Source organism: Phycisphaerales bacterium, assembly GCA_040217175.1.
In the GTDB taxonomy this organism is placed as follows: domain Bacteria; phylum Planctomycetota; class Phycisphaerae; order Phycisphaerales; family UBA1924; genus JAHCJI01.
On record JAVJNT010000002.1, the window covers coordinates 1,399,360 to 1,423,246 of the forward strand.

General features: G+C 66.1%; 20 protein-coding genes and 1 tRNA gene. 14 read left to right on the plus strand and 7 right to left on the minus strand.

Annotated features, from left to right (window positions below; translation table 11 throughout):
• The first annotated feature begins 40 nt into the window (after positions 1-40).
• The 12 genes from RIA68_13170 (at position 41) to RIA68_13225 (ending at position 15,257) form a co-directional block, all read left to right on the plus strand.
• Positions 41-3,850: a TAT-variant-translocated molybdopterin oxidoreductase gene (locus RIA68_13170; protein MEQ8318393.1), complete on the plus strand. Its 3,810-nt coding sequence runs from the start codon at positions 41-43 to the stop codon at positions 3,848-3,850.
• Positions 3,847-5,508 (plus strand): NrfD/PsrC family molybdoenzyme membrane anchor subunit, encoded by a 1,662-nt coding sequence (nrfD, locus tag RIA68_13175; protein ID MEQ8318394.1) that lies wholly within the window; start codon positions 3,847-3,849, stop codon positions 5,506-5,508. Before RIA68_13170 ends, nrfD begins: the two co-directional genes overlap by 4 nt.
• A 1-nt stretch (position 5,509) precedes the next feature.
• A complete protein-coding gene (locus RIA68_13180; protein MEQ8318395.1) occupies positions 5,510-6,094 on the plus strand; it encodes a DUF3341 domain-containing protein in 585 nt (194 codons plus the stop codon).
• Between the two features lie 4 nt (positions 6,095-6,098).
• A complete protein-coding gene (locus tag RIA68_13185) occupies positions 6,099-6,902 on the plus strand; it encodes a cytochrome c (GenBank protein MEQ8318396.1) in 804 nt (267 codons plus the stop codon).
• Positions 6,899-8,221: a hypothetical protein gene (locus RIA68_13190; protein MEQ8318397.1), complete on the plus strand. Its 1,323-nt coding sequence runs from the start codon at positions 6,899-6,901 to the stop codon at positions 8,219-8,221. Before RIA68_13185 ends, RIA68_13190 begins: the two co-directional genes overlap by 4 nt.
• A gap of 109 nt (positions 8,222-8,330) precedes the next feature.
• Entirely contained in the window at positions 8,331-8,690 is a 360-nt protein-coding gene (locus RIA68_13195) for a hypothetical protein (GenBank protein ID MEQ8318398.1), read from the plus strand.
• Positions 8,691-8,706: 16 nt separating this feature from the next.
• On the plus strand, positions 8,707-9,642 hold the full coding sequence (locus RIA68_13200) for an SCO family protein (protein MEQ8318399.1): 936 nt from the start codon (positions 8,707-8,709) through the stop codon (positions 9,640-9,642).
• Positions 9,639-10,922: a cytochrome c oxidase subunit II gene (locus RIA68_13205; GenBank protein MEQ8318400.1), complete on the plus strand. Its 1,284-nt coding sequence runs from the start codon at positions 9,639-9,641 to the stop codon at positions 10,920-10,922. The genes RIA68_13200 and RIA68_13205 overlap by 4 nt, the downstream gene beginning before the upstream one ends.
• Before the next feature lie 36 nt (positions 10,923-10,958).
• The gene (locus tag RIA68_13210) at positions 10,959-12,725 is read left to right on the plus strand and encodes a cbb3-type cytochrome c oxidase subunit I (protein MEQ8318401.1); all 1,767 of its coding nucleotides are present in this window, start codon (positions 10,959-10,961) and stop codon (positions 12,723-12,725) included.
• A gap of 86 nt (positions 12,726-12,811) precedes the next feature.
• Positions 12,812-13,504, plus strand: a complete 693-nt coding sequence (locus RIA68_13215; GenBank protein MEQ8318402.1) for a cytochrome c oxidase subunit 3 family protein — start codon at positions 12,812-12,814, stop codon at positions 13,502-13,504.
• A 43-nt stretch (positions 13,505-13,547) separates the two neighbouring features.
• Entirely contained in the window at positions 13,548-14,348 is an 801-nt protein-coding gene (locus RIA68_13220; protein MEQ8318403.1) for a cytochrome C oxidase subunit IV family protein, read from the plus strand.
• 21 nt (positions 14,349-14,369) lie between these two features.
• Complete coding sequence (locus RIA68_13225) at positions 14,370-15,257, plus strand: hypothetical protein (GenBank protein ID MEQ8318404.1); 888 nt, start codon at positions 14,370-14,372, stop codon at positions 15,255-15,257.
• Here RIA68_13225 and RIA68_13230 read toward each other — a convergent pair.
• From RIA68_13230 to RIA68_13260, 7 genes are all read right to left on the minus strand, one after another.
• The gene (locus RIA68_13230; protein ID MEQ8318405.1) at positions 15,254-16,324 is read right to left on the minus strand and encodes a TIGR00341 family protein; all 1,071 of its coding nucleotides are present in this window, start codon (positions 16,322-16,324) and stop codon (positions 15,254-15,256) included. The genes RIA68_13225 and RIA68_13230 overlap by 4 nt on opposite strands.
• Positions 16,325-16,350: 26 nt before the next feature.
• The gene (thyX, locus tag RIA68_13235; protein MEQ8318406.1) at positions 16,351-17,331 is read right to left on the minus strand and encodes an FAD-dependent thymidylate synthase; all 981 of its coding nucleotides are present in this window, start codon (positions 17,329-17,331) and stop codon (positions 16,351-16,353) included.
• 22 nt (positions 17,332-17,353) lie between these two features.
• Complete coding sequence (locus RIA68_13240; GenBank protein ID MEQ8318407.1) at positions 17,354-17,884, minus strand: hypothetical protein; 531 nt, start codon at positions 17,882-17,884, stop codon at positions 17,354-17,356.
• Positions 17,885-18,071: 187 nt separating this feature from the next.
• The gene (locus RIA68_13245) at positions 18,072-18,752 is read right to left on the minus strand and encodes a hypothetical protein (protein MEQ8318408.1); all 681 of its coding nucleotides are present in this window, start codon (positions 18,750-18,752) and stop codon (positions 18,072-18,074) included.
• A 94-nt stretch (positions 18,753-18,846) separates the two neighbouring features.
• Positions 18,847-20,010, minus strand: coding sequence for a TlpA disulfide reductase family protein (locus RIA68_13250; protein MEQ8318409.1), 1,164 nt, complete (start codon positions 20,008-20,010; stop codon positions 18,847-18,849).
• 147 nt (positions 20,011-20,157) lie between these two features.
• The gene (gpmA, locus tag RIA68_13255) at positions 20,158-20,913 is read right to left on the minus strand and encodes a 2,3-diphosphoglycerate-dependent phosphoglycerate mutase (protein MEQ8318410.1); all 756 of its coding nucleotides are present in this window, start codon (positions 20,911-20,913) and stop codon (positions 20,158-20,160) included.
• A 131-nt stretch (positions 20,914-21,044) separates the two neighbouring features.
• Positions 21,045-21,118: transfer RNA gene (locus tag RIA68_13260), tRNA-Arg, on the minus strand.
• A gap of 40 nt (positions 21,119-21,158) precedes the next feature.
• Here RIA68_13260 and RIA68_13265 point away from each other — a divergent pair.
• Together RIA68_13265 and RIA68_13270 are read left to right on the plus strand one after the other, a co-directional pair.
• Complete coding sequence (locus tag RIA68_13265) at positions 21,159-22,505, plus strand: RtcB family protein (GenBank protein ID MEQ8318411.1); 1,347 nt, start codon at positions 21,159-21,161, stop codon at positions 22,503-22,505.
• Positions 22,506-22,547: 42 nt separating this feature from the next.
• A complete protein-coding gene (locus tag RIA68_13270) occupies positions 22,548-23,528 on the plus strand; it encodes a hypothetical protein (protein ID MEQ8318412.1) in 981 nt (326 codons plus the stop codon).
• The last annotated feature ends 359 nt before the right edge of the window (positions 23,529-23,887 follow it).

The window sequence follows — 23,887 nt, forward strand, 5'->3', positions numbered from 1 at the left end:
CTTCGACTCGAATCAGGCTTGCCAGCCGGAGAACGACCGCATGGCAGAGAAGACCATCGACCAGTGCCCCTCGACTCGCGGCAAGCGCGAGATCGACCGTGCGCCTCGGAAGCTCGCCCAATCGTCGGGACGGGCGGTGTGGCGCAGCATGGACGAGTTCGTCGACAAGCCGGAGTTCCGCGAGTGGCTCGGCCGCGAGTTTCCCGCTCGCGCGAGCGAACTGCTCGAGGGCTCGCGTCGCGACTTCCTGAAGGTGATGGGCGCGTCGCTCGCCCTCGCCGGCGCTGCCACCATCCCCGGCTGTCGCCGCCCCGACCACACGATCATGTCCTACTCGCGCGAGGTACCCGAGGATCAGGTGCCGGGCCGCGCGAAGTACTACGCCACTTCCATGCCGCTGGCCGGCGGCGGGGCCGAGGGACTGCTGGCCGAGACGCACGAGGGCCGACCGACCAAGATCGAGGGCAACCCGCTGCACCCGGTCAACCAGGGCAAGTCGAGCGTCTGGTCGCAGGCCAGCATCCTCGACTTGTACGACCCGTATCGCCTCATGCAGGTGACCTACGACAACCCCGCTCGTGGTCCGCTCGAGGCAACGTGGGACGACTTCGCCGTGTGGGCCCGCAGCAACGACGGCTTCGGGCGCTACGACGCCACCGGCGGGCGCGGGCTGGCGTTCATCGCCGGCAAGCAGACCAGCCCCAGCCGCGACGCCATGCGCGACGCCGTGCTGCGCCGTTGGCCCAATGCCCAGTGGGTGGCCTACGAGCCCCTCGAGAACCCCGGTGCCGTCGAGGCATCGCGCCTCGCCTTCGGCCAGCCCATGACCGAGGAGCTGCGTCTCGAGAACGCCAAGCGCATGGTGCTCGTCCAGCGCGACGCCGCGTACGAGGACACGGACAACCTCCGCGTCGCCCGCGGCATGATGGCCCACCGCGCCCCGATGAGTGCCAAGGACGAGTCGGGCGACCCGATCGACATGAGCCGCATCTATGCGGTCGAAGGCTCGCTGACGGTTAGCGGCGGCAAGGCCGACCACCGCCTGCGTCTGGCGCCGTCGCTGCAGCCCGCGTTCGTCGTGGCGTTGGCCAAGGCCCTCATGCAGGAACTCGGCGGCGACGCCCGCATCCGCGCTGCACTCGATGCCGTGCCGGTACCGCAGGGCGTGGCCTTCGACGAAGTCTGGGTCCGCGAGTGCGCCGCCGATCTGGCCGCCCACCGCAACGAGTCCATCGTGCTCGTCGGCCCCTCGCTGCCGGTCGGCGTCCACGCGCTCGCGCACGCGATGAACGCCGCGCTCGGCGCCATCGGGCCCGTCGTGCGGTACCGCCCGATGCCGTCCGACCTTGCGATCAACGGCCATGCCGCGCTGGTCTCGCTCGGCGAGGCCATCGACGCCGGCCGGGTGAGCACCGTCGTCTGCCTCAACGCCAACCCGGTGTACGACGCGCCCGTCGAGGCCAACTTCGCCGAGCGGTACGCCAAGGTGCCCACGCGCGTGAGCCTGAGCGTGCAGGACACCGAGACGGCCGCCGCGTCGACGTGGCGTCTCCACGGCACGCACTACCTCGAGCAGTGGGGCGACGTCGTTGCCCACGACGGCACGCTGAGCGTCGTGCAGCCCATGGTCGCGCCGATCTACTTCGGCAAGAGCGAGATCGAACTGCTGGCCTTCCTCGCCGGCGAGACGTTCGAGGAAGAAGAGCGGCTGACCCACCTCGAGCAATCGGCCCGCGCGCACGGCGCGATCGTCGTCGACGGCCAGGACGGACCGACGCGCATGGGCAACGCGGACGACGTCTTCCCCGAAGATGCACCAGCCGACGGCGAAGAGGGCGGCTCCGAGCTCCCCAAGTGGCCCGAGGGCCACACGATCGTCCGCTCGGTCTGGCGCCGCACGATGCGCGACCGTTTTGGCGTGACCGCCCGGGGCGATTTCGAGAAGCGGTGGCGACGCGCGCTGCACGACGGACTCGTCGCAAACTCGGCGACGCCGGGCCAGACGCCGACCGCAAACCTGGCAAACCTCGCCGACAGCATCCGCACGATCCGCCCCAGCGCCGCGCCCTCGGGCGACTCGCTCGACGTGCTGTTCACGCCGGGTCGCACGCTCGACGGCCGATTCGCCGGCAGCGCCTGGATGCAGGAGCTGCCCGACATCGGCACGATGATCACCTGGGACAACCCGGCGATCATCAGCCCGGCCACGGCCCAGAAGCTCGGGCTCGTCCCCGGCAGTGGCAACCCCAAGCACGTCTACCTGCGCGAGCACACCACGGGCAAGATGGTCCGCCTCAACGTCGGCGGTCGCACGCTCGAGCTGCCGGTCTGGATCTGCCCGGGGCTCGCCGACGACACCATCGTGCTGCGGCTGGGCTACGGCCGGACGCGCGGCGGCCCGGTCGCCGAGGGCTCGGGCTTCGACACCTACACGCTCCGCGAGGCGGGCCAGTACGCCGCCATGGGCGCCCAGATCGAACGCGTGCCGGGCGACTACTGGATCGCAAGCACGCAGAACCACTGGTCGCTCGAGGGTCGCACCGAGATCGTCCGCCGCGTCGAGCTGCCCGCGTGGCAGAAGTACGGCGACCTGCGCGTCAACTGGACCGACGAGTACGAGCTGGCCACCAGCGACCTGAACTTTGCCGAGCAGCTCGGCACGGTCAGCCACGCGCCACCCAACCGCTCGATCTACCACAACCCCTACAACAAGGGCACGGGCGAGGACGCCGAGGGCAAGGGCGATGCCGAGCCCGGCTCGACGTACGCCCAGGGCCCGCAGTGGGGCATGACCATCGACATGGGCTCGTGCATCGGCTGCGGCGTGTGCACGGTTGCCTGCCAGAGCGAGAACAACATCCCGGTCGTCGGCAAGCAAGAGGTCGCCAAGGGCCGCGAGATGACGTGGATCCGCGTCGATCGCTACTTCGTAGGCGACGACCTCAACGAGCCCGAAGAGATCTTGCAGCAGCCCGTCGCGTGCGTGCACTGCGAGAACGCGCCGTGCGAGGTCGTCTGCCCGGTGAATGCGACGGTGCACGGCCCCGAGGGCCACAACTACATGGTCTACAACCGCTGCATCGGCACGCGGTATTGCGCCAACAACTGCCCGTACAAGGTTCGCCGCTTCAACTTCTTCGATTACGGCACCAAGCAGCTCGACGGCGGGCTCAACGAGGAGACCAGCCGCGCCACCGGCGGGGTCTTTGACGACAAGCTGCCGCCCAACCAGCACTTCATCCCGCCTCGATTGCGAGCAAAGCTCACCGAGATCGAGAAGATGGGCAAGAACCCAAACGTCACCATCCGCTCTCGCGGCGTGATGGAGAAGTGCACCTACTGCATCCAGCGCACGAACAACGCCAAGATCGAGACCAAGCTCAAGGGCCTCGAGGCCGTGCCCGAGGGCTTCGTGCAGACCGCCTGCCAGCAGGCCTGCCCGACGGACGCCATCGTGTTCGGCAACATCCTCGATCCTGAGAGCAAGGTGACCGCGACCCGCGAGAGCGGACGCAGCTACGCCGTGCTGGGCTACCTCAACACGCGCCCACGCACGACGCACCTCATGACGGTGCACAACCCCAACCCGAAGATCCTCGAGGAACTCGATTACGACCGCTACAAGTACCTCGACTGGCACCCGCACGACGTCAAGTGGGTGAAGAAGGGTCTCGAGCCGCACTACCAGCACATGGACGACCACGGCCATGGAGACGACCACGGCGGCGAACCGCACGCCCGCCGCGGCACGAGCTTCATCGATCTCGATCGGCGTGATGACGACGCCGGGTACGCCCTGAGCCTCAAGGTGCTCAAGGCCGCCGCGATGCCACAGGGAGGCCTGCTGTGAGCCAACTACCTCCGGACCAACGCACCAGCGATCGCCTGGCCGGCCGGGCGCCCGAGGCCTCGGGCTTCAACCCCGAGCCCGGCACGGGCGACGGCTCGCTGACCGAGGATCCCTCGTACCGCGCGCCGCTGGTGCTCAACAACCGCTCGGTCCACGAGATCACCGAGATCGTCTGCGGGTACGCCGAGAAGGCGCCCGGCCGCTGGTGGCTGCCGCTGTTCGGCCTGTCGGCCAGCATCGCGGGCCTCGGCCAGTTGATGATCCTCTACCTCATCATCACCGGCGTCGGCGTCTGGGGCCTGACCAACCAGGTCGACTGGGCGTGGGACATCACCAACTTCGTGTTCTGGATCGGCATCGGCCACGCCGGCACGCTCATCAGCGCCATCCTCTGCCTGTTCAAGCAGCAGTGGCGCACGGCGGTGAACCGCTCGGCCGAGGCCATGACGATCTTCGCCGTGATCTGCGCGGGCATCTTCCCGGGCATCCACGTCGGCCGGGCCTGGATGGCCTGGTTCCTGGCGCCCGCGCCCAACAGCAACTGGATCTGGCCCAACTTCCGCAGCCCGTTGCTGTGGGACGTGTTCGCGGTGAGCACCTACGCCACCGTGTCCCTGCTCTTCTGGTTCATGGGCATGATCCCCGATCTCGCCACGCTGCGTGACCGGGCCGACCTGCGACTCCTGAAGGATCCGCACCAGCCCCGCCTGCCCTTCACGCCGTTCAAGCCCGACACGCTCCGCTCGTTCTTCTACGGCATGGCCTCGCTCGGCTGGCGAAACTCCAGCCGCCACTGGATGCGCTACGAGAAGGCCTACATCCTGCTGGCCGGCCTGTCGACGCCGCTCGTGCTCAGCGTGCACTCGATCGTGTCGTTCGACTTTGCGACCTCGATCCTGCCGGGCTGGCACACGACGATCTTCCCGCCCTACTTCGTGGCCGGCGCCGTGTTCGGCGGATTCGCCATGGTGCTGTTCCTGCTGATCCCCGCCCGCGAGCTCTTCCCCAACATGAAGGACCTGCTCACCCTCCGCCACCTGGAGAACATGAGCAAGATCCTGCTGCTGACGGGCATGCTCGTGGGCTTTGCCTACGCGATGGAGTTCTTCATCGCCTGGTACGGCGGCAACGACTTCGAGTACTCGGTCTTCGCGTTCAACCGCGCCTTGCCGACCTGGTGGCACGAAGACGGTGCGCCCTACTGGTGGGCATACTGGACGATGATCGGCTGCAACGTGCTCAGCCCGCAGCTCTTCTGGGTCAAGGCACTGCGGCGCAATCCGATCGTCATCTGGATCGTCGCGCTGGCGGTCACCATCGGCATGTGGTTCGAGCGCTTCGTGATCATCGTCACCAGCCTCCACCGCGCGTTCATTCCGGGCGAGTGGCACATGTTCTACCCCACGTGGGTCGACATCCTCACGTTCGTCGGCTCGTGCGGCATCTTCATGACGCTCTTCCTGCTGTTCCTGCGATTCCTGCCGATCTTCCCGATCGCCGAGATCAAGGCCATCCTGCCCGAGGCCGACCCGCACGGGCATGGCCATGGTCATGGGCACGGCCACAGCCAGGCGCACGGCCCGGGTTCGGGCGGCGTGGGCCAGGGCACCGACGCATCCGACACCGCCAACCCCGGCACCGATGGGGAGGGACACTGACATGGGCATCCTCGGTTTCCCATCCAAGGCCGACCACGGCTTCCGCACGCCCGACGGCGGCGTCATCCACGGCATCATGGCCGAGTTCCCCTCGTCGGCCGACGTCTACCACGCCGCCGAGAAGGTCCGCGACGCGGGCTTCCAGAAGTGGGACGTGTTCGCGTCGTTCCCCATCCACGGCATCGACGAAGCAATGGGCATGAAGCGAACGAAGCTTCCGCTCATCGTCGCCGGTGGGGCCATCACCGGCATCTCGGCCGCCTTGGCCATGCAGTACTGGATGACGGCGGTCGATTACGCCCTCGTCGTCCAGGGCAAGCCGTACGACGCGTGGGAGCCGTTCGTGCCCATCACGTTCGAGCTCGGCGTGCTCTTCTCGGCGTTCGCGTGCCTCATCGGCATGCTCGCCCTCAACGGCCTGCCTCGTTGGAACCACCCGCTGCTCAAGAACGAGCGATTCCTGCGGGTGAGCGACGACAAGTTCGTCATCGTCATCGAGGCGGCCGACTCTAAGTTCCAGGGCTCCGACACCGTCGCGATGCTCGAAGAGATCGGCGCGACCCACGTCGAGTTGGTGGAGGAGTAAGCCCATGCACCGCCGAACCACCAGGCTGGCCCTGCTCCTCGCGACGACCGCGACGACCCTCGCATCGACGGCCCTGCTGTCGGGTTGCCGGGGAGACCGTTCCGAGGAGAAGCCACGCCAGTTCTTCCCCGACATGGACGACAACCCGAACTTCAGCCCGCAGGCCGCAACGCCGCTCTTCGCCGATGGCCGCCAAGGGCGACCGCCGGTCGACGGCACCGTCGCGTTCGGCGCGTTCGCGTTCGCCGAGGCCTCGCTCGATGACGGTGCCGAGTGGGCCGATGGGTTCCTCGAAGAGCGCCGCGAGCTGCTGGGCGAGGGCGTGCAGGAGTTCGCGGGCCTGAACGAGGATGGCACGTTCGTCCAGTCGATGCCCACATCTGTCACGGCCGAATTGCTCGCCCGGGGCGAGGAGCGGTTCAACATCTACTGCGCGGCCTGCCACGGCTACGCCGGTGACGGAAACGGGATGGTTGGGCGACGCTGGTCGGCCCCGGTCCCCAGCTTCCACGACGCTAAGTACAAGAACGAGGGCGAGCCCACCAGCGGCGACGGATACCTCTTCCACATCGCGCGCCACGGCCTGAAGCATCCCGACGGCCGCTACCGCATGCCCGGCTACGGCCACGCCCTGAGTACCGAGGACACGTGGGCCATCGTCGCCCACATCCGCGTGCTGCAGCAGGCCTTCGACAACGACCCGCAGTCGCTGCCCGCCGAGGCGCGAGATCGGCTCGACCCTCGAGGCCGAGCGGCCGGGTCTTCCGGATCGAGCGGACCAGTCGAATCACAAGGAGGTGGCCAGTGAGCAGCATCGCCGCCAACCAGCCGCCCATCGAGCAGCCGGCCCACCTGCAGGATCCGGCCCTCCGCGACGAGAACATCACGCTCGAGTCCTCGAGCGTCGGCCTGCTCTGGAAGGCATTGGCCGCCGTGGGCGTCATCGGCATCGCCGTCGCCATCGCGGGCGTCTTCGTGCTCTCGGGCTCGACGAGCATGAACGCAGCCCTGATCCACGTCAAGGGCATCCTGCTGATCGGCACGCTCAGCGTGCTGGGCTTCAGCATCGGCTCGCTCTTCTTCATCATGATCAACGCCGTCGGCGCCGCTGGCTGGCACGTCACGATGAAGCGTGTGCTCGAGCAGGCCGCGGCGCTCATCTGGCTGCCCGTCTTTGGCCTCGTCCTGTTTGCCGTGTCCGAGATCATCTCGGTCCAGAGCGACAACGTCGGCATCGTCTCGAGCTGGCTCAACCCCGACATCATCGACGAGGGCTACTTCATTACCAAGAAGGGGGCGTACTTCGACCCCATCTTCGTGGGCGCCCGCATGGCGTTCTACGTCGTCGTGTGGCTGGGCATGGCCCGCCTGGTCTGGAGCATCTCGCGCAAGCAGGAGCGCACCGGCGACCGCTGGCTGACCAACAAGCTGTCGTTCCACTCGGCCTGGGGCCTGGTGCTCATGGCGCTCGCCACGTCCTTCTTCAGCTTCGACTGGATGATGGCGCTGACCGACTACAAGTTCTTCAGCACCATGTGGGGCGTCTACTTCTTCGCCGGCACGCTCTTCGTCACCTTCCCGGCCATGGCGCTCCTCCTGGGCTTCCTGCGCTCGAAGGGCAAGATGGAGGGGCTCATCACCCAGGAGCACCACCACGACCTGAGCAAGTTCATGTTCGGCTTCATCGTGTTCTGGGGCTACATCGCCTACAGCCAGTACTTCCTCATCTGGTACAGCCAGATCCCCGAGGAAACCACCTGGTTCATGCACCGCCAGTCCGACTGGCCCGGCCTGACCATGTTCCTGGTCTTCGGCCACTTCCTGGTGCCCCTGGTCCTGATGTTCCCCCGGGCCATGCGCCGCAACGCGCTGGGCTACGGCACGGTGGCCGCGTGGCTCATCTTCATGCACGTCGTCGACCTGTACTGGATCATCCGACCTTCGCTCGGAATCACCCTCGAGAACCCCGTTGGGTTCACGCAGGGGCTCTGGGTCGACGTCGCGGGCATCGGCGGCATCGTGGCGCTCTACACGGGCGTGTTGCTCTGGAGACTGACCAAGGCGCCCCTCGTCAACCGCATGGAACCCCGTATGCCGGAGGCCCTCGGCCACAAGAACTACATCTGAGCCCACGCTGCGGGATCTTTCAGGGATTCCCACTGAGTTGAAGGCGACGATTCAAGCTCGGAACAAGATCGACCGTACAGTAATTTATACTGTTCCACAGGAACCACCCATGAGCGCCACCCACAATCACGACGACTGGTTTGTCCATACGAAGGACGAAGGCCTGCCCCAGCAGGAGCATGCCGGCCACGTGGACACGCGTGCGCTCCTTATCTTTTACATGGCGATGCTCGCCTTCGTGGTCATCTCGATCGTGGGCGTGGCGCTCTTCTTCAAGGGCTACGTGCAGAACGCCCGGCTGAAGAACATCGAGACGCTGCAGCTCGCCGTCGACGCCAACGAGTACAAGGCCGACACGCTCGAAGAAATGACCGAGTACGGCTGGTCGGGCCAGATCGTCGAGGGAGCCGCCCGCATCCCCATCGACGAGGCCCGTCAGAAGGTGATGGAGAGCTACGGGCAGCGGTAAGGACACGCAGAGGATCATGACCACGATGCTGCGCAGGATTACGGCCGTCTCGGCAGCCCTCGGGCTGGCGGTCGCTTCGTGCGCCCAGATCATCGAGGACGAGGTCCCCGTCGAGGCCCGCGGCCTGGACATCGAAGAGAAGCTCGGAAACCAGGTGCCGCTCGACGCGGAGCTGACGACGATCGAGGGCGAGACCGTCCGGCTGGGCGACTTCTTCGACAGCGAGGATGCACCCGATCGCGGCAAGCCGACCATCCTGCTGATGGTCTACTACGACTGCCCGGTGGCCTGCCCCGCCATGCTGGGCAACCTAAACAAGGCCTTCAACGGCATCGACGACTGGACCATCGGCGACGAGTACAACGTCCTGTCGATCTCGTTCGATCCGACGAACACGCAAGAGCAGGCACAGCAGTATGCCATGCTGTACCGCTCGGGCTACTTCCAGAACCAGAACGATCCCGAGACGGTCGAACAGGGCTACCGCTTCTTCCGCGCCAGTGGCGATACGTCTCGCGCGATCGCCGATGCAGTTGGCTTCGGCTACCGCTACCTGCCCGACGTAGACGAGTACGCCCACGCAACGGGCGTGGTGGTGCTGGCGCCCGACGGCACGGTGTCTCGCTACTTCTACGGATTCGATTACCCGGCCCGGCAGGTCAAGCTCGCGATGCTCGACGCCGCCGATGGCCGCATAGGAGCGAGCTTCGGCGACCGCGTGCTGCTCTTTTGCTTCACGTACGACCCGAACAGCAATTCCTACAGCCTGGCGGCCTTCCGCGTCATGCGGGCGGGCGCCGTGATCACGATCCTGCTCGTGCTCGGTCTGCTCGTCACGCTCAAGGTGAGCGAGCGCATCGCCAAGTCGCGGCAGGAGCGGGCAGCAACCAACGAAGATTCAGGACTTGACGGCGGCCGTTCCGGTGGACGAGCCGTGGGAGCCCATGCATGAACGCGATCAACGCCGCAATGGCGCACGTCTCGACCACCCTGGCCTCGGCCAGCCTCCAGGACCTGTTCTGGTTCGGTGGTCGGAGCTACACCGAGGCCGGCCGGCAGGCCGACTGGATGTTCATGTTCATCTGGTGGCTGTCGGTGGTGTTCTTCGTGGTGCTCATGTTCCTGATGCTGTGGTGGGCCTTCCGCTGGCGCCGCCGCAAGGGCCAGGCCGCCCCGGCCAGCCCCAGCCACAACACGCCGCTCGAGATCACGTGGACGGTCATTCCTACGATCTTCTTCTTCGTGATGTTCTTCGAAGGCTTCCGCGGCTACATCAACCTCAACTACAGCAAGGTCGGCGCTATCGAGGCCAACCTGTTGGCGTACCAGTGGAGTTGGCTGCTCGAGTATCCCGGCGGCCAGATCACCACCGAGGCCGCCAACGAGTCCTATGGCGCGCACGTGGACGACGGGTTCCAGGCTTTCGCCAGCGTGCCCGCTCCTGTCTGGTACTTCCCCGAGAACACGCCCGTGCTGCTCCGCATGACGAGCCGCGACGTGATCCACAGCTTCTGGATCCCCGACTTCCGCGTGAAGCAGGACATCTTCCCCAACCGCTACACGAGCTACACGTTCGTGCCCGATCCGCTCGACGATACCGCGCTCATCATGCAGGACGAAGAGTTGGGCACGTATCCCTATCGCGACCACATCCTGATGTGCGCCGAGTACTGCGGCGACAACCACTCCGAGATGGCCGGCATCATCCGCATCGTGCCCGAAGAGATCTACGAGGCCAAGCTCGAGATCTTCGGCTCGCCCCGCGGCACGCTGGCCGAGCGCGGCCAGATCGTTAGCCAGCAGAACGGCTGCTTCTCGTGCCACTCGGTCGACGGCTCCTCGGGAACCGGCCCGACGTGGAAGGATCTCTACAACAACGAACACCAGTACACCGACGGCAGCACCATCCTCGCCGACGACAACCACATCCGTGAATCTATCTACGTTCCGGCCGCCAAGATCCGTGCTGGTTACCCCAACCAGATGGTGAGCTACCAGGGCGCCATCAGCCCCGAGCAGCTTGGCTGGATCGTCGCGTATATGAAGACCTTGAGCGACGCTACGCCCGACGCCGAACTCGCCCAGGCACAGGTCGATCCTGACGCCGAGGGAGCCGAAGCCGAGGGAGCCGAAGATGGTGGCGAGGGCGACGCTCCGGCCGACGGCTCGATGGAGCCTACGGGTTCGGCCGGGACGGAAGGATCGATGGAAGGAACCCCCAGCGGTGGCTGATGCCGTCGCTGTGCAGCTTGATTCTGGAGGCGCACGATGAGTTCGCTTGACTCCCATGCCGGCTCGGCACCGCACGCCGGCGGCCACCACGGGTCGTACCTGACCTCGAAGGGCAGCCTGTGGGCCGACATCGCCAACTGGGCGACGACGGTCGATCACAAGAAGATCGGCGTCATGTACCTGACGGCGCTGCTCATCCTGTTCTTCCTGGGCGGGGTCATGGCCCTGGCCGTGCGACTCGAGTTGCTCGAGCCCACGCGGTCGATCATCAACGCCGCCGGCGAGTCCGTCACGACGGGCCAGCGGCTGGCGTTCCTCGCCGGCGATGGCGCCACGGCGAATAACATCTACAACCGCGCCATGACGCTCCACGGCGCGATCATGACGTTCATGTTCATCGTGCCGGGCATCCCGGCCAGCCTGGGCAACTTCTTCCTGCCCCTGATGATCGGCGCCAAGGACGTTGCCTTCCCGCGCCTCAACCTGGCGAGCTGGTACGTCTACGTCTTCGGCTCACTGTTCGCCCTGGCGTCGGCCCTCGTCGGCGGCATCGATACCGGCTGGACGCTCTACACCCCGTACTCGACCATGACCGACGCCGACCACTGGCGACTAGTCGCCATGGTCACCGGCGTCTTCATCATGGGCTTCAGCTCCATTATGACGGGGCTGAACTTCGTCGTCACCGTGCACAAGCTCCGCGCGCCGGGCATGGGCTGGTTCGACATGCCGCTATTCGTGTGGGCCATCTATGCGACGGCCATCATCCAGGTGCTCGCCACCCCGGTCATCGGCATCACGACGCTGATGCTCATCTTCGAGCGGCTGTTCAACTTCGGCCTGTTCGATCCGCGCATGGGCGGCGACCCCGTGCTCTTCCAGCACTTCTTCTGGTTCTATAGCCACCCGGTGGTGTACATCATGATCCTGCCGGCCTTCGGCGTGATCAGCGAGACCATCACCGTCCACGCCCGCAAGCCCATCTTCGGCTATCGCTCGGTCGCGTTCGCGTCGCTGGGCATCGCCGCGGTGAGCTTCCTCGTGTGGGGCCACCACATGTTCACGAGCCAGGGCGAGCTGACGGCCGCGATCTTCAGCTTCCTGACCTTCTTCGTGGCCGTGCCCACCGCCATCAAGGTGTTTAACTGGATCGCCACGCTCTACAAGGGCTCGATCGTGTTCAACACGCCGATGCTCTACACGCTCGGCTTCCTGTTCCTGTTCACGATCGGTGGCCTGACCGGCCTACCGCTGGCCACGCTGTCGACCGACATGCACCTGCACGACTCGTACTACGTCGTGGCCCACTTCCACTACGTCATGTTCGGCGGCACCGTCATTGCATTCCTTGCGGGCCTGCACCACTGGTGGCCCAAGATGTTCGGCAAGATGTACGCCGAGACGCCCGCCAAGCTGGGCTTCTGGCTGGTCTTCCTGGGCTTCAACGTCACGTTCTTCATCCAGTTCGTGATGGGCGCCCACGGCATGCCTCGCCGGTATGCGAGCTATCCCGACGAGTTCCAGTGGATGCACATCATCTCCACCGTTGGCTCGTGGATGCTGCTGGCCGGCTTCCTGGTCCACCTGTTCACGTTCATCCACGCCCTGCTGCAGGGCAAGACGGCTTCGGCCAACCCTTGGGGCGGCATGACGCTCGAGTGGCACGCCGACTCGCCGCCGGATGAGCACAACTTCGAGCACGAGCCGATCGTCAAGCACGGCCCGTACGCGTACGACCGTGTCGTGCCTCCGCACACCGATCCGCAGGACTATCCGCTGCCGGAGAAGTCCGACCCGAACTGAGTCTCCCGTTCGCGGCCGGTCCGCCGGCGTGGCGTCGCCTCGATCCTTGGAAACCGTACGAGCGTGTCAGCCAAAGAGAGCCCCGCATGAGCACCATCAATCCATCCTCAGGCCGCGACGTGCCCACGGGGCCAACCCTGCCGCACGACACCGTGGAAAAGGGGCACCACTGGCGGACCAAGGACGACGAGTTCGACGCCGGCAAGCTCGGCATGTGGCTCTTCCTGGGGACCGAGGTCCTGCTCTTCGCCGGCCTCTTCTGCGGCTATGCCATCATGCGCATGCTGTACCCCGAGGCCTTTGCCAACGGGTCGCACTACCTCAACTGGGTCTATGGCGGCGCCAACACGCTGATCCTGCTGTGGTCGAGCTACACCATGGCGGCCGCCATCCGCCACACGCAGCTCGGTGACCGAGCCCGTGCCCAGATCTGCCTGGTCATCACGTGGCTCTGCGCACTCGCCTTCCTGCTCATCAAGTTCATCTTCGAGTACGGACCCAAGTGGGCCGAGGGCAAGCGGCCCGGCGTGCTCTTCGACTACCCCTACGCCCAGAACGCCATGGAGCCGATGTGGTGGTCGCTCTACTACGCGGCCACTGGCATCCACGCCTCGCACGTGGTCATCGGCATGGGCCTCATCGGCTGGTTGATCATCAAGAACGCCAAGGGCTGGTACGGGCCCAAGAACTACCTGGCGATGGAGAACATCGGCCTGTACTGGCACATCGTCGACCTCATCTGGATCTTCCTCTTCCCCCTCCTGTACCTGATCCACTAGTCCGCGGGACACGCACGCCACTCGCCTTCGTCCGGAGCCAGACATGAGCAGCGACAGCCAGCACGAGAACCCGCGGCCCGACCCCTCGCAGATGACCGAGGAGCAGTACGCCGACTACATGGCCGACCCGCATGCATTCCACCCCGAGCATCACGGGGCGGGCGAGCATGGGCACGACGGCGGCGACCACCACGTCACGAGCAAGTTCGTGCTGCGGGCCGTGCTTGGCATTCTGGTGTTCTTCACCATCCTGACCGTGGCGTCGTCACGCGCCGAGATCTGGGTGGCCGATGTCTTCGAGCTCGAAATCCCGACCTTGGTCAACGTGTTCATCGCGATGAGCATCGCCACGATCAAGGCCATCTTCGTCGTCGCGATCTTCATGCACCTCAAGTGGGACAACCGCCTGAACCTGCTGGTCTTCCTCTTCACGCTCATGGGCGTCGGCTTGTTCGTCGGGCTGACGGCGCTCGACCTCGGCAATCGCACCGAGATCTACGACTGGAAGGCCAGCCAGATCCACCCGGGCGGCAAGGGCGACCTCGGCGTCACGCTCTCCCGAGGCGAAGACGAGACCATCGGCGGCGTTTCCGTCTTCCAGTTCGCCAAGGACAAGAAGATCCAGGAGATCGGCGAGAAGGCATTCCAGAAGAAGGCCGCCGAGAAGCACGGGCACCACGGCTATGACAAGCCGATGCGATCGGCAGATCGCACGCGAGCGACCCATGGCCTGACGGTCGGACTGTTCAGCCTCGAGGCCGAGGAAGACTCGGGCCACGGCGAGTACGACAAGGACGCCGACCACGCCGAGGGCGACGCCCTGAGCGACGGCGAGGAGCAATAACCCACGCATCGAACGGAGACCATGGACACCACCAGGATCGAGACCGAACGCAAGCCCTTCGCCTGGCACCGCGGCCGCACCATCTGGCTCACGACCGCTCTGGTCTGCCTCGCCGCGGTAACCCTCCTCGGCTACTTCATGGCCCAACGCCTCGATCGCTTCAACCGCGAGTCAGGCCGCGAGCTCTTCGTCTTCCAGCCCATTACCGCCCGTGACTTCCTCTGGAACGACACGTCCGTCAGCTTCACCGACGAGGTGGATGCCGATGGCGCCGACGTCGTGGTCATGCAGTACGGCGACGACGTCATCCGCCTTCGCTCGGGGCTCCAGTCGCTTCCGACCGAGGTGCCGGGCCTGCAGCGGCACGACTCTTGGCTCAAGGTGCTCCGCTTCGCGCCACGCAGCGGCAAGTCCATCGAAGACCTCTTAGCGGAGATCGACGCCGGCACCGCCGACGAGCGACTGGCCGTCGTCGTTCGGCTGCAAAGGCCGGGCGTTGATCAAGATAGCTTCGGCCAGGTCATGCGTGGCGACTGGCGATTCCAGTTCGTCGAGCTGCTGCCCGAGGGCGGCTTCGAGGAGCAGGTGCTCCGATTCCCCGAGAGCGAGCGCTCGTTCAATCGCCGCGTGAACGCCGCCCGCCGGGCGGGCGAGCCGATGCCCGAGCGGCGCGCCGACGAGCTGGCCTTCGGCACCTGGCAGTTCGATGCCTCGCTCATGGTCATGCCCAAGAGCGGCCCGCCCGCGCCGCAATTCGGGCGCGGCGCCATGGAGGCGCTCGGCTGGACGCTGCCGACCGCCACGCTTCTCTTCTTCATCGCCACCATCGCGCTGGCCATGACCTTCGCGCCCGAGCGGGCCGAGCCCGCGATCGAGGACGAACGGGGCGACGACTCCACCGAGAACTAGCCCGTCGAAGTCGCGCCGCCTCCGGACATGTTGTCGATCACCCAGGGCCACGCCAGGATGATCGCCACCAGCAGCGCGAGGAGCAGGGCCCAGAACATCATCGCGTAGCTGCTGCCCTTGCGCGCCCGCAGCGTGTTGTAGACCGTGTAGGGCCCGACGCCCTGCAAGCGGAACATCGCCATCGCGCTGAGATTGATGCAGATCACGTTGGTCGCCGTCAGCATCAGGGCGCCCATTGCTTGTGTCAACGTCGCGTCCCGGCTCACCAGCAGCAATCCAAAACTGACGAGGGGCGGCAGCAGCGCGACCGCCACCATAACGCCCACCAGGGCCGCTGGCACGCCCGTTGTCGCGGCGAGGGTGCCAGCGGCACCAGCCCCGAGCGCGATGGCGATGTCGCTCGGCTTGGGCGTCGTCCGGGCCAGGATCTCCGGGGTCTGCGGGTCGACCTGAGCGAAGAGCCCAAACAGGATCGACAGCGCCGCCGCCATCGTCACGCCAATGACGTTCGTGGTCAAGGCCCGCCGCGCGAGCTTGAGGTCGCCGATGGTCAGCGCGAGAGAGAGGGCCAGATTCGGGCCGAGCAGTGGCGCGATGACCATCGCGCCGATGATGACGGCCGGGCTGCTCTGGACCAAGCCGGCAGCCGCGACGACGGTGGATAGGACGACCATCGCGTAGTAGACCCGCGTGTTCCTGCCACCCGCCGAGACCTCGGCGACCAACTCGTCGCCCGCCACGCGTCCACCGAAGAATGCCTTTCGCTTGGGCTCGAGGTCCTTATCCTCCGGTGCCTTGGGCGTTGGCGGCGGTGCTTCCTCGATCTGCGGCCGCGTGGCTTCGATCGCCTCCAGGATCAGCCTGAAGCCCTCGACGGCGGCATACTGCGAGTCGAGCATCCGGACGATGTCGTCGCAGTCTTCCTTGGGTAGCACGATGCTCACGCGGACGCGGCCATCATTGATCGGCTCGATCCACAGCGTGCTGGGTTCGCGGCGGCCCAGCAACTCCACGACTTCGACGTCGTGGCGCTTGGGGAGCACGATCTGGAGCAGTCGCAATGCCATGGCGGGCCAATGCTACGCCGCGTCGCTCACCGCGCCGCTGCGCCGCCGAGCCCGAGTTGCTCGCGCTTGGCCTGCCACTCGGCGTTCTCCCGCTTGTTGTCGCTGGCCAGGTCTCCCGCACCGCCCTTCGCCAGGTCGGCGATCGCGTCGATCTCCAGCCGCGTCAGCCGCAGGCTCTGCAGGTGGTAGTCTCGCCAGGCCTCCATCGTCACGGGCACGATCGGTGCGATCAGGTCGTGCATTGCCTGCGCATAATCGCGGATCTCCTGCTGCGCGTGCGGATCCAGGCGCAGCTTCAGGAATCGGAGGATGTTGTGCAGGTCGCACTTCCAGTACCACTGCGTGAACTGGCTCGTCGGCAGCCCCACGCGAGCCAGTTCCCGGCTCACGCCCTGCTCGATCAGGTGCTCGTACTTCTTGTACAGGCCCTCCACGTGGTCGAGGTACTCGACGAACTCCTGGGCCGTCCGTAGTTCTTCGGCGTCGCGCGGGTCGAAGACGTCCTCACCGCCCTGCCGGTTGCTCGTGCTCTGCCGGCGGACGTGCTCGACGTCGACGCGGTAGAAGCGATCGGGCATCACCGAGTACCGGCCCGAGTACTCGTTCACGTTCGCCGTGCGGTGGCGGATCCACTGCCTCGCAACGAAGATCGGCATCGACACGTGGAACTTGAACTCGACCATCTCGAAGGGCGTCGTGTGCTCGTGCCGAAGCAGGTAGCGGATGAGCCCGCGGTCCTCGTTGACCTTCTTCGTGCCCGCTCCGTAGCTCACGCGGGCCGCCTGCACCACCGCCTGGTCGGCCGTCTGCCCCTCGGGCACCAGCCGCGGCATCGCATCGACGAGCGCCACGAACCCGTGCTCGTGCAGCGGGATCGTCCATCGGCTGGCCCCGCCCATCACGTCGACCATCTCGCCCTCGGGCTCGGCCCGCTCGGCACCGGCCGGCGGGGCAAACAACGGCTCGGGCTTGTTCTCGACGCTGACGGCAGAGTGGGGGTGGCTCATGGAGCAATATATCGCGATGGGTCTACGTAGGGCGGCGCGAGGCCTGTCGGTTGCTGTCTGTCCCGTCGCCTTCGACGCGATCTGTCCCGACTTGCTTGGGCACCGGCCAGGCCAGGATTGTCTCCAGCGAATTGGCATCGCCGAACACGGTCAGTTCAACGACCCAGGGCTGATCCAGCGATGCGTGCTTCGGCTTGATGTGACCAAGCGTGATGCCGATCGGCAGCTCCTGCTTGTCGATGACGAACAGCGACGTGTTCTCGCCGCCCTCCTCCATATGGCCGCTCTTCAGTACGCCCTGCTCGTTGTCGATGCGCACGTACAGCCGCGGTGATCTGATCGATCGGCTGGGGAGTTTCTTGCACTCGATGCTGACGTCCCGCCAGCCGGTCGCAGGGCCGATGCCCTCGATGCGCCACTCGTGCTCGACGTCGTCGCAACTCAGCGTCCAGGTGCTCAAGGCCCTCGAGTCGTAGTGCTTGCGTTGCAGTTGCGCGGGCAGCCACATCGCTCCCAGAAACACCGCACTCACGGGTATCGAGGCCAGGAGCATGGCAACGACCCATCTATCCAAGGCAATGGACTGCAAGTGTGCCACGACGAACGTAGCCACGACGAGAGCAACATCGACCAGCAATATGAGCACGAGCGCTCGGAGCGTCCTGTCCGCCCGATCACGGGCGTGAGGCTCGAACTTCACGCGCTCGACATCGATCGCTTCGGGAGTCGGGATGTTCGTCTCAGCCATCGCCAGCGTCCAGCTTGCCGGTATCCATCGGTTCCGCTACGAGCGTCTCCGGTGGGTTGGGATCGCCTCTCACGGAGATCTTCACTTCCCACGGGAGCTCGTCCGAAGCCTCTTCGGGCTTGGCGTGAGAGATCATGATCCGGAGGGGTCGGTTGTCCTTGTCCGTGAACGAAACAGAGCGATTGTTGTCCGAATCCCGGAGCTCTCGGCTGAGAAGCGAACGCCGCTCGTTGTCCACCATGACCTTCAGCGACGGGATCGCCAGCATCTTGCCCTGCCGCTTGGGCAGACGCACGCACTCGATCGCGACGTCGCGCCATCCCTCGCACGACCCGAGGCCCTCGACGTCCCACGCATGCTCGATGTCACGGCACTCCAGGTTCCAGGCTGCCTGTACTCGCGATGCGTAGTTCGGAAGGTTCTTGTGTGCACGATACCAGAAGAAGCCGGCAACCCCCATGCAGATCAGAGTCATGGTGATCTGGAATGCCAGAAAGAGGAAGAACACGTCTCGCGGCACCGTGAAGTGCATCACGATGGCAGCAATCGGCAAGAGGGCCGCAAAGCCAACCACGAGAAGAAACAACGTTCGCGCCGAGTCGGCCCTCATCTTGGCCTGCTCGACATACTCCGTGCGCGGCAGCGTGATCGCCTGCGGTGCGGTGCCTGACATGCCCCAAGATAGGTCGCCGTGCACGCCTCGCGCACGAAAAAACCCGCCACACCGGCGGGTTGCTGCTCAGTCTTGGCAAGAACTTCGGTTGGCCTCAGCCCTCCTGCTCCTCACCCTCGAGCTCGATCGGCTCGATGCCAAGCAACTCGGGAATCATCTCGTCGAGCTTGCCGCGGGCGTTGGGCGTCACCAGGCGGCCCTGCTGGTCGACCAGGAAGATCGCCGGGATCGACTTGACCTGCCAGCCGCTGGAGAACTCGCTCTGCCAGCCGTTGCCCTGGTAGTACTGCGGCCAGGTCACGTCGTTGTCCGCGACCCAGTTGCGCAGCTTGAGCAGGCCGTCCTTGCTCGGGTCTTCCTCGTTGCGTGGCGCGTCGAGGCTGATGCCGACGAACTCCACGCCCTTGTCCTTGTAGGCGGCATACAGCTTCTTCATGTGCGGCATCTCGGCGATGCACGGGCCGCACCAGGTCGCCCAGAAGTCGACGACCACGACCTTGCCGCGCAGCTTGCTCATGTCGATGGGCTCGCCGCTCGTGGCTTCCTCGAACGAAAGCTCGAAGGGCTTGCCGATCTGGTCGAGCTGATAGACCTTCGAAGCCGCCTGCTTGCCCTCGCGCGTGTCGGCAAAGTCGGCCGCCAGCGTCCGGTAGGTCTTCTCGACCTTGTCCGAATCGGTCTCGTAGTAGGTCGTCATCATCATGAGCGTCGCGTTGCGCGGATCTTCCGGCGCTGCGGCGGCGAACAGCGCGGCGGCCTCGCCGACCTGCTGCGGGTCGTACTGCGTCGTGCGCGCTACGGCGTTGGCGTGCGCGAACAGCGCCTCGGCCTTCATCGCCTTGTCGTCGGTCCGGCCGGCCAACGCCTTCGACTCGGCCAAGACCTCGTCGGCCTCGCCCGTGCTCATCATCGCGTTCCAGCGAACGGGCATCAGCTCCATGAGCCTGTCGTGCCCCGGATGGCTGCGGAACAACTCGCCGATCAAATCGGCCTGCTTCTGCATCGCCTCGGTCCGCGCGGCCATGTACTCGGCCCGGTAGCCCTCTTCCGCTCGGCGGCTCGAGTCGTACCGCGGCATCTCGATCGCCTCGTAGTCGGCGATGATCTCTTCGGCCGCGCGGTGGGCGCCCACCATCTGGCTCGGGGCTTCCTGGTTCCCGGTCTGGTTCCCATTCTGGGCCAGGGCCGGGGCGCCAAGGCTCGCCGCCGCGAGGGCCGCGCCCGCCAGGCCGATGAGGGTCGCACGTCGATCACGCATGGTCATGGTCTGCTCCTGCCGCCGGGCTCTCGTGGCCGGGCAATGCCGCCGCGGCTCGCGCGGCGTGGGTCTCTGCGCAGTATAGAGGAATGCGCGTCGCCCGCGCATTGGGGGATATGCGGACGTTCGGCCCGCGTTACCGCTCCCCTAGTGGGCCCTGCCCTGGGCCGCCACCGCCGCCTGGGCCGCCTCGACCTCGGCCTGATCGCCTAAGTACCTGCTGGAAATGGACTTAAGATCGGCATCCAGCGTATACACCAGCGGCACGCCCGTGGGAATCTCCACGCCCATGATCTCGCTGTCGGATACCTGATCCAGGTGCTTCACCAACGCCCGGATGCTGTTGCCGTGGGCCGAGATCAGCAGCCGCTCGCCAGCCTTCACCCTGGGGGCAATCTCGCCCTCCCAGCACGGCAGCACTCGCTCGACCGTGTCCTTCAGGCACTCGCCCGCCGGCAGGTCGTCCGCACCGAGCCCGGCGTACCGCGCGTCGCTCCCCGGCAGCCGATCGTCGCCGGCCTCGAGCAACGGTGGCCGCACGTCGTAGCTGCGCCGCCAGATCTTCACCTGGTCCTCGCCGTGCTCCTTGGCGGTCTCGGCCTTGTTGAGGCCCTGGAGCGCCCCGTAGTGCCGCTCGTTCAGCCGCCAGTGCCGTTCGACGGGCAGCCACATGCGGTCGAGCCCGTCGAGCACGATCCACAGCGTCCGGATCGCCCGCTTGAGCACGCTCGTATAGCAGCGGTCGAAGTCCAGCCCCTCGGCCCGGATGAGATCAGCCGCCTTCGCCGCCTCGCCACGCCCCTTGTCGCTCAGGTCGACGTCGGTCCACCCCGTAAACCGATTCTCGGCGTTCCAGACGCTCTGGCCGTGGCGGATCAGCACCAAGGTATGGGTCGTGCTCATGGCCTCAGGTTAGCAATCGAAGCAACGTGCGTCCCCTCCGACCTACCACCCCTCCCAATCCTTCGACCTACCACTACTACAGGCCCTACACCTCGCGCAGCCGAGGGCTCCGCCCGAGCAAGCGACTTCAGCACCCCCGCCTGGATTCGAACCAGGGACCTGCGGATTAGAAGTCCGCTGCTCTATCCAGCTGAGCTACAGGGGCGTGCACGCAATGGTACGCGGCATGCCCCGTATCCTTAACCATGACCCAGCAACCCACGTCCGCCCCGTACCACCTGTGGGGACAGGTGGGCGAGGATTTCGACCGCCCCAGTCTCGACCAGCTCGAGAACGCCTGCCGACTGCCCGTCGCGCGGGCCGGGGCGCTCATGCCCGATGCCCACGTCGGCTACGGCCTTCCCATCGGCGGCGTGCTGGCCACCGAGAACGCGGTCGTGCCCTATGCCGTGGGCGTCGACATCGCCTGCCGCGTGAAGATGACCGTGCTCGACATTCCTCCCAAGGAGCTCGACCACGACGCCGGCCGAGACCGACTGGCCAAGGCCATCGAGCAAGAAACCCGCTTCGGCGTCGGGGCCCAATTCGGTAAGAGGTCCGGCAACAAGGGTCATCGAACCCCGCTGCGCGAGCACGACGTCATGGACGAGGACTGGTCGGTCTCCAAGATCACCCAGCACAACAAGGACCGCGCCTGGAGCCAGCTCGGCACCAGCGGCTCGGGCAACCACTTCGTCGAGTTCGGCGTGCTGACCATCGGCGAGCATGGCGATGACCTCTACGCCGAACGCGCGCCCGTGTTGCCCGAGGGCGACCTGTCGAAGCCCAAGGGCCGCGCCCGTGAGGCCGATCGCACGTTCGATCTACCGCCCGGCACGTACCTCGCGCTGCTCAGCCACTCGGGCAGCCGCGGTACCGGCGCGGCCGTGTGCGACCACTACAGCAAGCTGGCAATGCAACTGCGTCCCGACCTCGACAAGCAGATGAAGCACCTCGCCTGGCTCGACCTGGAGAGCGAACCGGGTCAGGAGTACTGGCAGGCCATGAACCTCATGGGCCGCTACGCGTCGGCCAACCACGCGTGCATCCACCACTGGATCGCCAAGCACCTGGGCGCCCGCGTCATCGGCGGCGTCGAAAACCACCACAACTTCGCGTGGAAGGAAACCCACACCGTCACGCTGCATGATGGTTCTCAGGAAGACCGAGAGCTGATCGTCCATCGCAAGGGCGCCACCCCCGCGGGCGAGGGCGTGCTGGGCATTATCCCAGGTTCGATGGCCAAGCCCGGCTACGTCGTCCGCGGCATCGGCGGCGATGGCGCACGGCGTTCGCTCGCGTCGGCCGCCCACGGCGCGGGCCGCGTCATGAGCCGCAGCCAGGCCAAGAAGTCCTTCCGCTGGAACCACGTCAAGGACGACCTCGAGCAGGCCAGCGTCACGCTGCTGAGCGCCGGCATCGACGAGAACCCACGCGTGTACAAGGACATCCGCCAGGTCATGGCCCGGCAATCGGATCTGGTCGAGCCCATCGCGCGCTTCGACCCGCGCCTGGTCAAGATGGCCCCCGCCGGAGAGCGGCCCGAGGACTGATGCGCGTCCTGGGACGGGCCGGCCCCGACCCTACGATGGCACATGCCCACCGACACCCAGCGGACCAGCCTTCCCGAAGCCGCCAAGGCCCTGACCAAGGGCCTCATCGACTACGCCGGCCTCTTCCCGCCCGCCAAGCTCGACATGGGCCCGGCCGTCGAGAACTTCGCACGATACCTACGTAGTGCCGAGGCGCCGATGCTCGGCCGCTTCGTGTGCCCGGCGGCGCGCTTAGGCGAGGTCACCAAGGCCGGCCAGATGCTCATGCCCGGCACGTTCGCGACGAGCGGCTATCCCGAGATGGCCGGCGACGGCGAGCCGTGGCGCCTCAGCGCCATCGTGCCGCACGACAGCGCTACGCCGCTGGCCGAGAGCCTCGAGCACATCCGCGCCTTCAACCACCGCCACGAGGACGCCAGCCAGGGCCTGGCGATCGTCGACGCCATCGAGACCCCGCTCAAGCAAGTCAGCGATGTTGACGCCCTGCTCGACGCCGTCCCCGAACAGCTCGCCATCGCGATGGAGATTCCAGTCGCGCAGAATGATGACATCCGCGGCTACATCGCCGCGCTCGCCGGCACCGGCGCCGCCGCCAAGATCCGCTGCGGCGGCATCACGACCGACGCCATGCTCCCCGCCGAGCCGATCATCGGCTTCATGCAGGCCTGCCGCACCGCGGGCGTTCCGTTCAAGTGCACGGCCGGCCTGCACCACGCGCTGCCTGGCCAGTACAGGCTGACCTACGAGGACAACCCGCCGACGGGTCCGATGCAGGGCTTCGTCAACACCTTCGTTGCCGCGATCCTGATCGGCGCGAAGGCCATCGACGAAGACACGGCGCTCCAGCTCATGGCCGAGACCAACGGCCGCAACTTCGTCCTCTCCGACCAGCACATCGGCTGGAAGGAACACACGGTCCCCGTCGCCACCGCCGTCGAGCAGCGCACCCGCTTTGCGCTTAGCTACGGGAGCTGCTCGTTCGAGGAGCCGACGGGGGAGCTGGTAGAACTGGTAAGACGGTGAGTTTCCGAAGCGGGCTATGGGTGGCCAAACCTACCAAGATGTGATCGTCGGGGGTAGAGCGATTCGATTCTGGCCCGTGCGGTTGGACTTTGAGGACGGAGAGCTGGAGCACTCGTTGTTCGGCCAGAAGAACAACAAGACGCTTGGCGAGACCCTCGCGCATCGCCGATACGCCGGGCTTCGGGCCGAACTAGGACATGAGTTTCAATCTAGGCTAGACGAACCAATTGGGAGGGTTCTAGCCTCACTCAAGGCTGAAGGCGACACACGCTATCGAAGGTTTCTGAATAGAAACGGCGACCTAAGCTACTGCCGTTTCCGGGCAGCCGAGCACACGATCTTGGACCAAAAGGGCCTGT

Excerpts from the sequence above, each read along its gene's own strand:
- RIA68_13185 (MEQ8318396.1), top strand. The coding sequence starts at position 6,099 with ATGCACCGCCGAACCACCAGGCTGGCCCTGCTCCTCGCGACGACCGCG.
- RIA68_13240 (MEQ8318407.1), bottom strand. The coding sequence starts at position 17,884 with ATGCTCCTGGCCTCGATACCCGTGAGTGCGGTGTTTCTGGGAGCGATG.
- gpmA (MEQ8318410.1), bottom strand. The coding sequence starts at position 20,913 with ATGAGCACGACCCATACCTTGGTGCTGATCCGCCACGGCCAGAGCGTC.
- RIA68_13180 (MEQ8318395.1), top strand. The coding sequence starts at position 5,510 with ATGGGCATCCTCGGTTTCCCATCCAAGGCCGACCACGGCTTCCGCACG.
- RIA68_13225 (MEQ8318404.1), top strand. The coding sequence starts at position 14,370 with ATGGACACCACCAGGATCGAGACCGAACGCAAGCCCTTCGCCTGGCAC.
- RIA68_13265 (MEQ8318411.1), top strand. The coding sequence starts at position 21,159 with ATGACCCAGCAACCCACGTCCGCCCCGTACCACCTGTGGGGACAGGTG.
- RIA68_13250 (MEQ8318409.1), bottom strand. The coding sequence starts at position 20,010 with ATGCGTGATCGACGTGCGACCCTCATCGGCCTGGCGGGCGCGGCCCTC.
- RIA68_13210 (MEQ8318401.1), top strand. The coding sequence starts at position 10,959 with ATGAGTTCGCTTGACTCCCATGCCGGCTCGGCACCGCACGCCGGCGGC.
- RIA68_13215 (MEQ8318402.1), top strand. The coding sequence starts at position 12,812 with ATGAGCACCATCAATCCATCCTCAGGCCGCGACGTGCCCACGGGGCCA.
- thyX (MEQ8318406.1), bottom strand. The coding sequence starts at position 17,331 with ATGAGCCACCCCCACTCTGCCGTCAGCGTCGAGAACAAGCCCGAGCCG.
- RIA68_13195 (MEQ8318398.1), top strand. The coding sequence starts at position 8,331 with ATGAGCGCCACCCACAATCACGACGACTGGTTTGTCCATACGAAGGAC.
- RIA68_13205 (MEQ8318400.1), top strand. The coding sequence starts at position 9,639 with ATGAACGCGATCAACGCCGCAATGGCGCACGTCTCGACCACCCTGGCC.
- RIA68_13170 (MEQ8318393.1), top strand. The coding sequence starts at position 41 with ATGGCAGAGAAGACCATCGACCAGTGCCCCTCGACTCGCGGCAAGCGC.
- RIA68_13220 (MEQ8318403.1), top strand. The coding sequence starts at position 13,548 with ATGAGCAGCGACAGCCAGCACGAGAACCCGCGGCCCGACCCCTCGCAG.
- RIA68_13230 (MEQ8318405.1), bottom strand. The coding sequence starts at position 16,324 with ATGGCATTGCGACTGCTCCAGATCGTGCTCCCCAAGCGCCACGACGTC.
- RIA68_13270 (MEQ8318412.1), top strand. The coding sequence starts at position 22,548 with ATGCCCACCGACACCCAGCGGACCAGCCTTCCCGAAGCCGCCAAGGCC.
- RIA68_13245 (MEQ8318408.1), bottom strand. The coding sequence starts at position 18,752 with ATGTCAGGCACCGCACCGCAGGCGATCACGCTGCCGCGCACGGAGTAT.
- RIA68_13200 (MEQ8318399.1), top strand. The coding sequence starts at position 8,707 with ATGACCACGATGCTGCGCAGGATTACGGCCGTCTCGGCAGCCCTCGGG.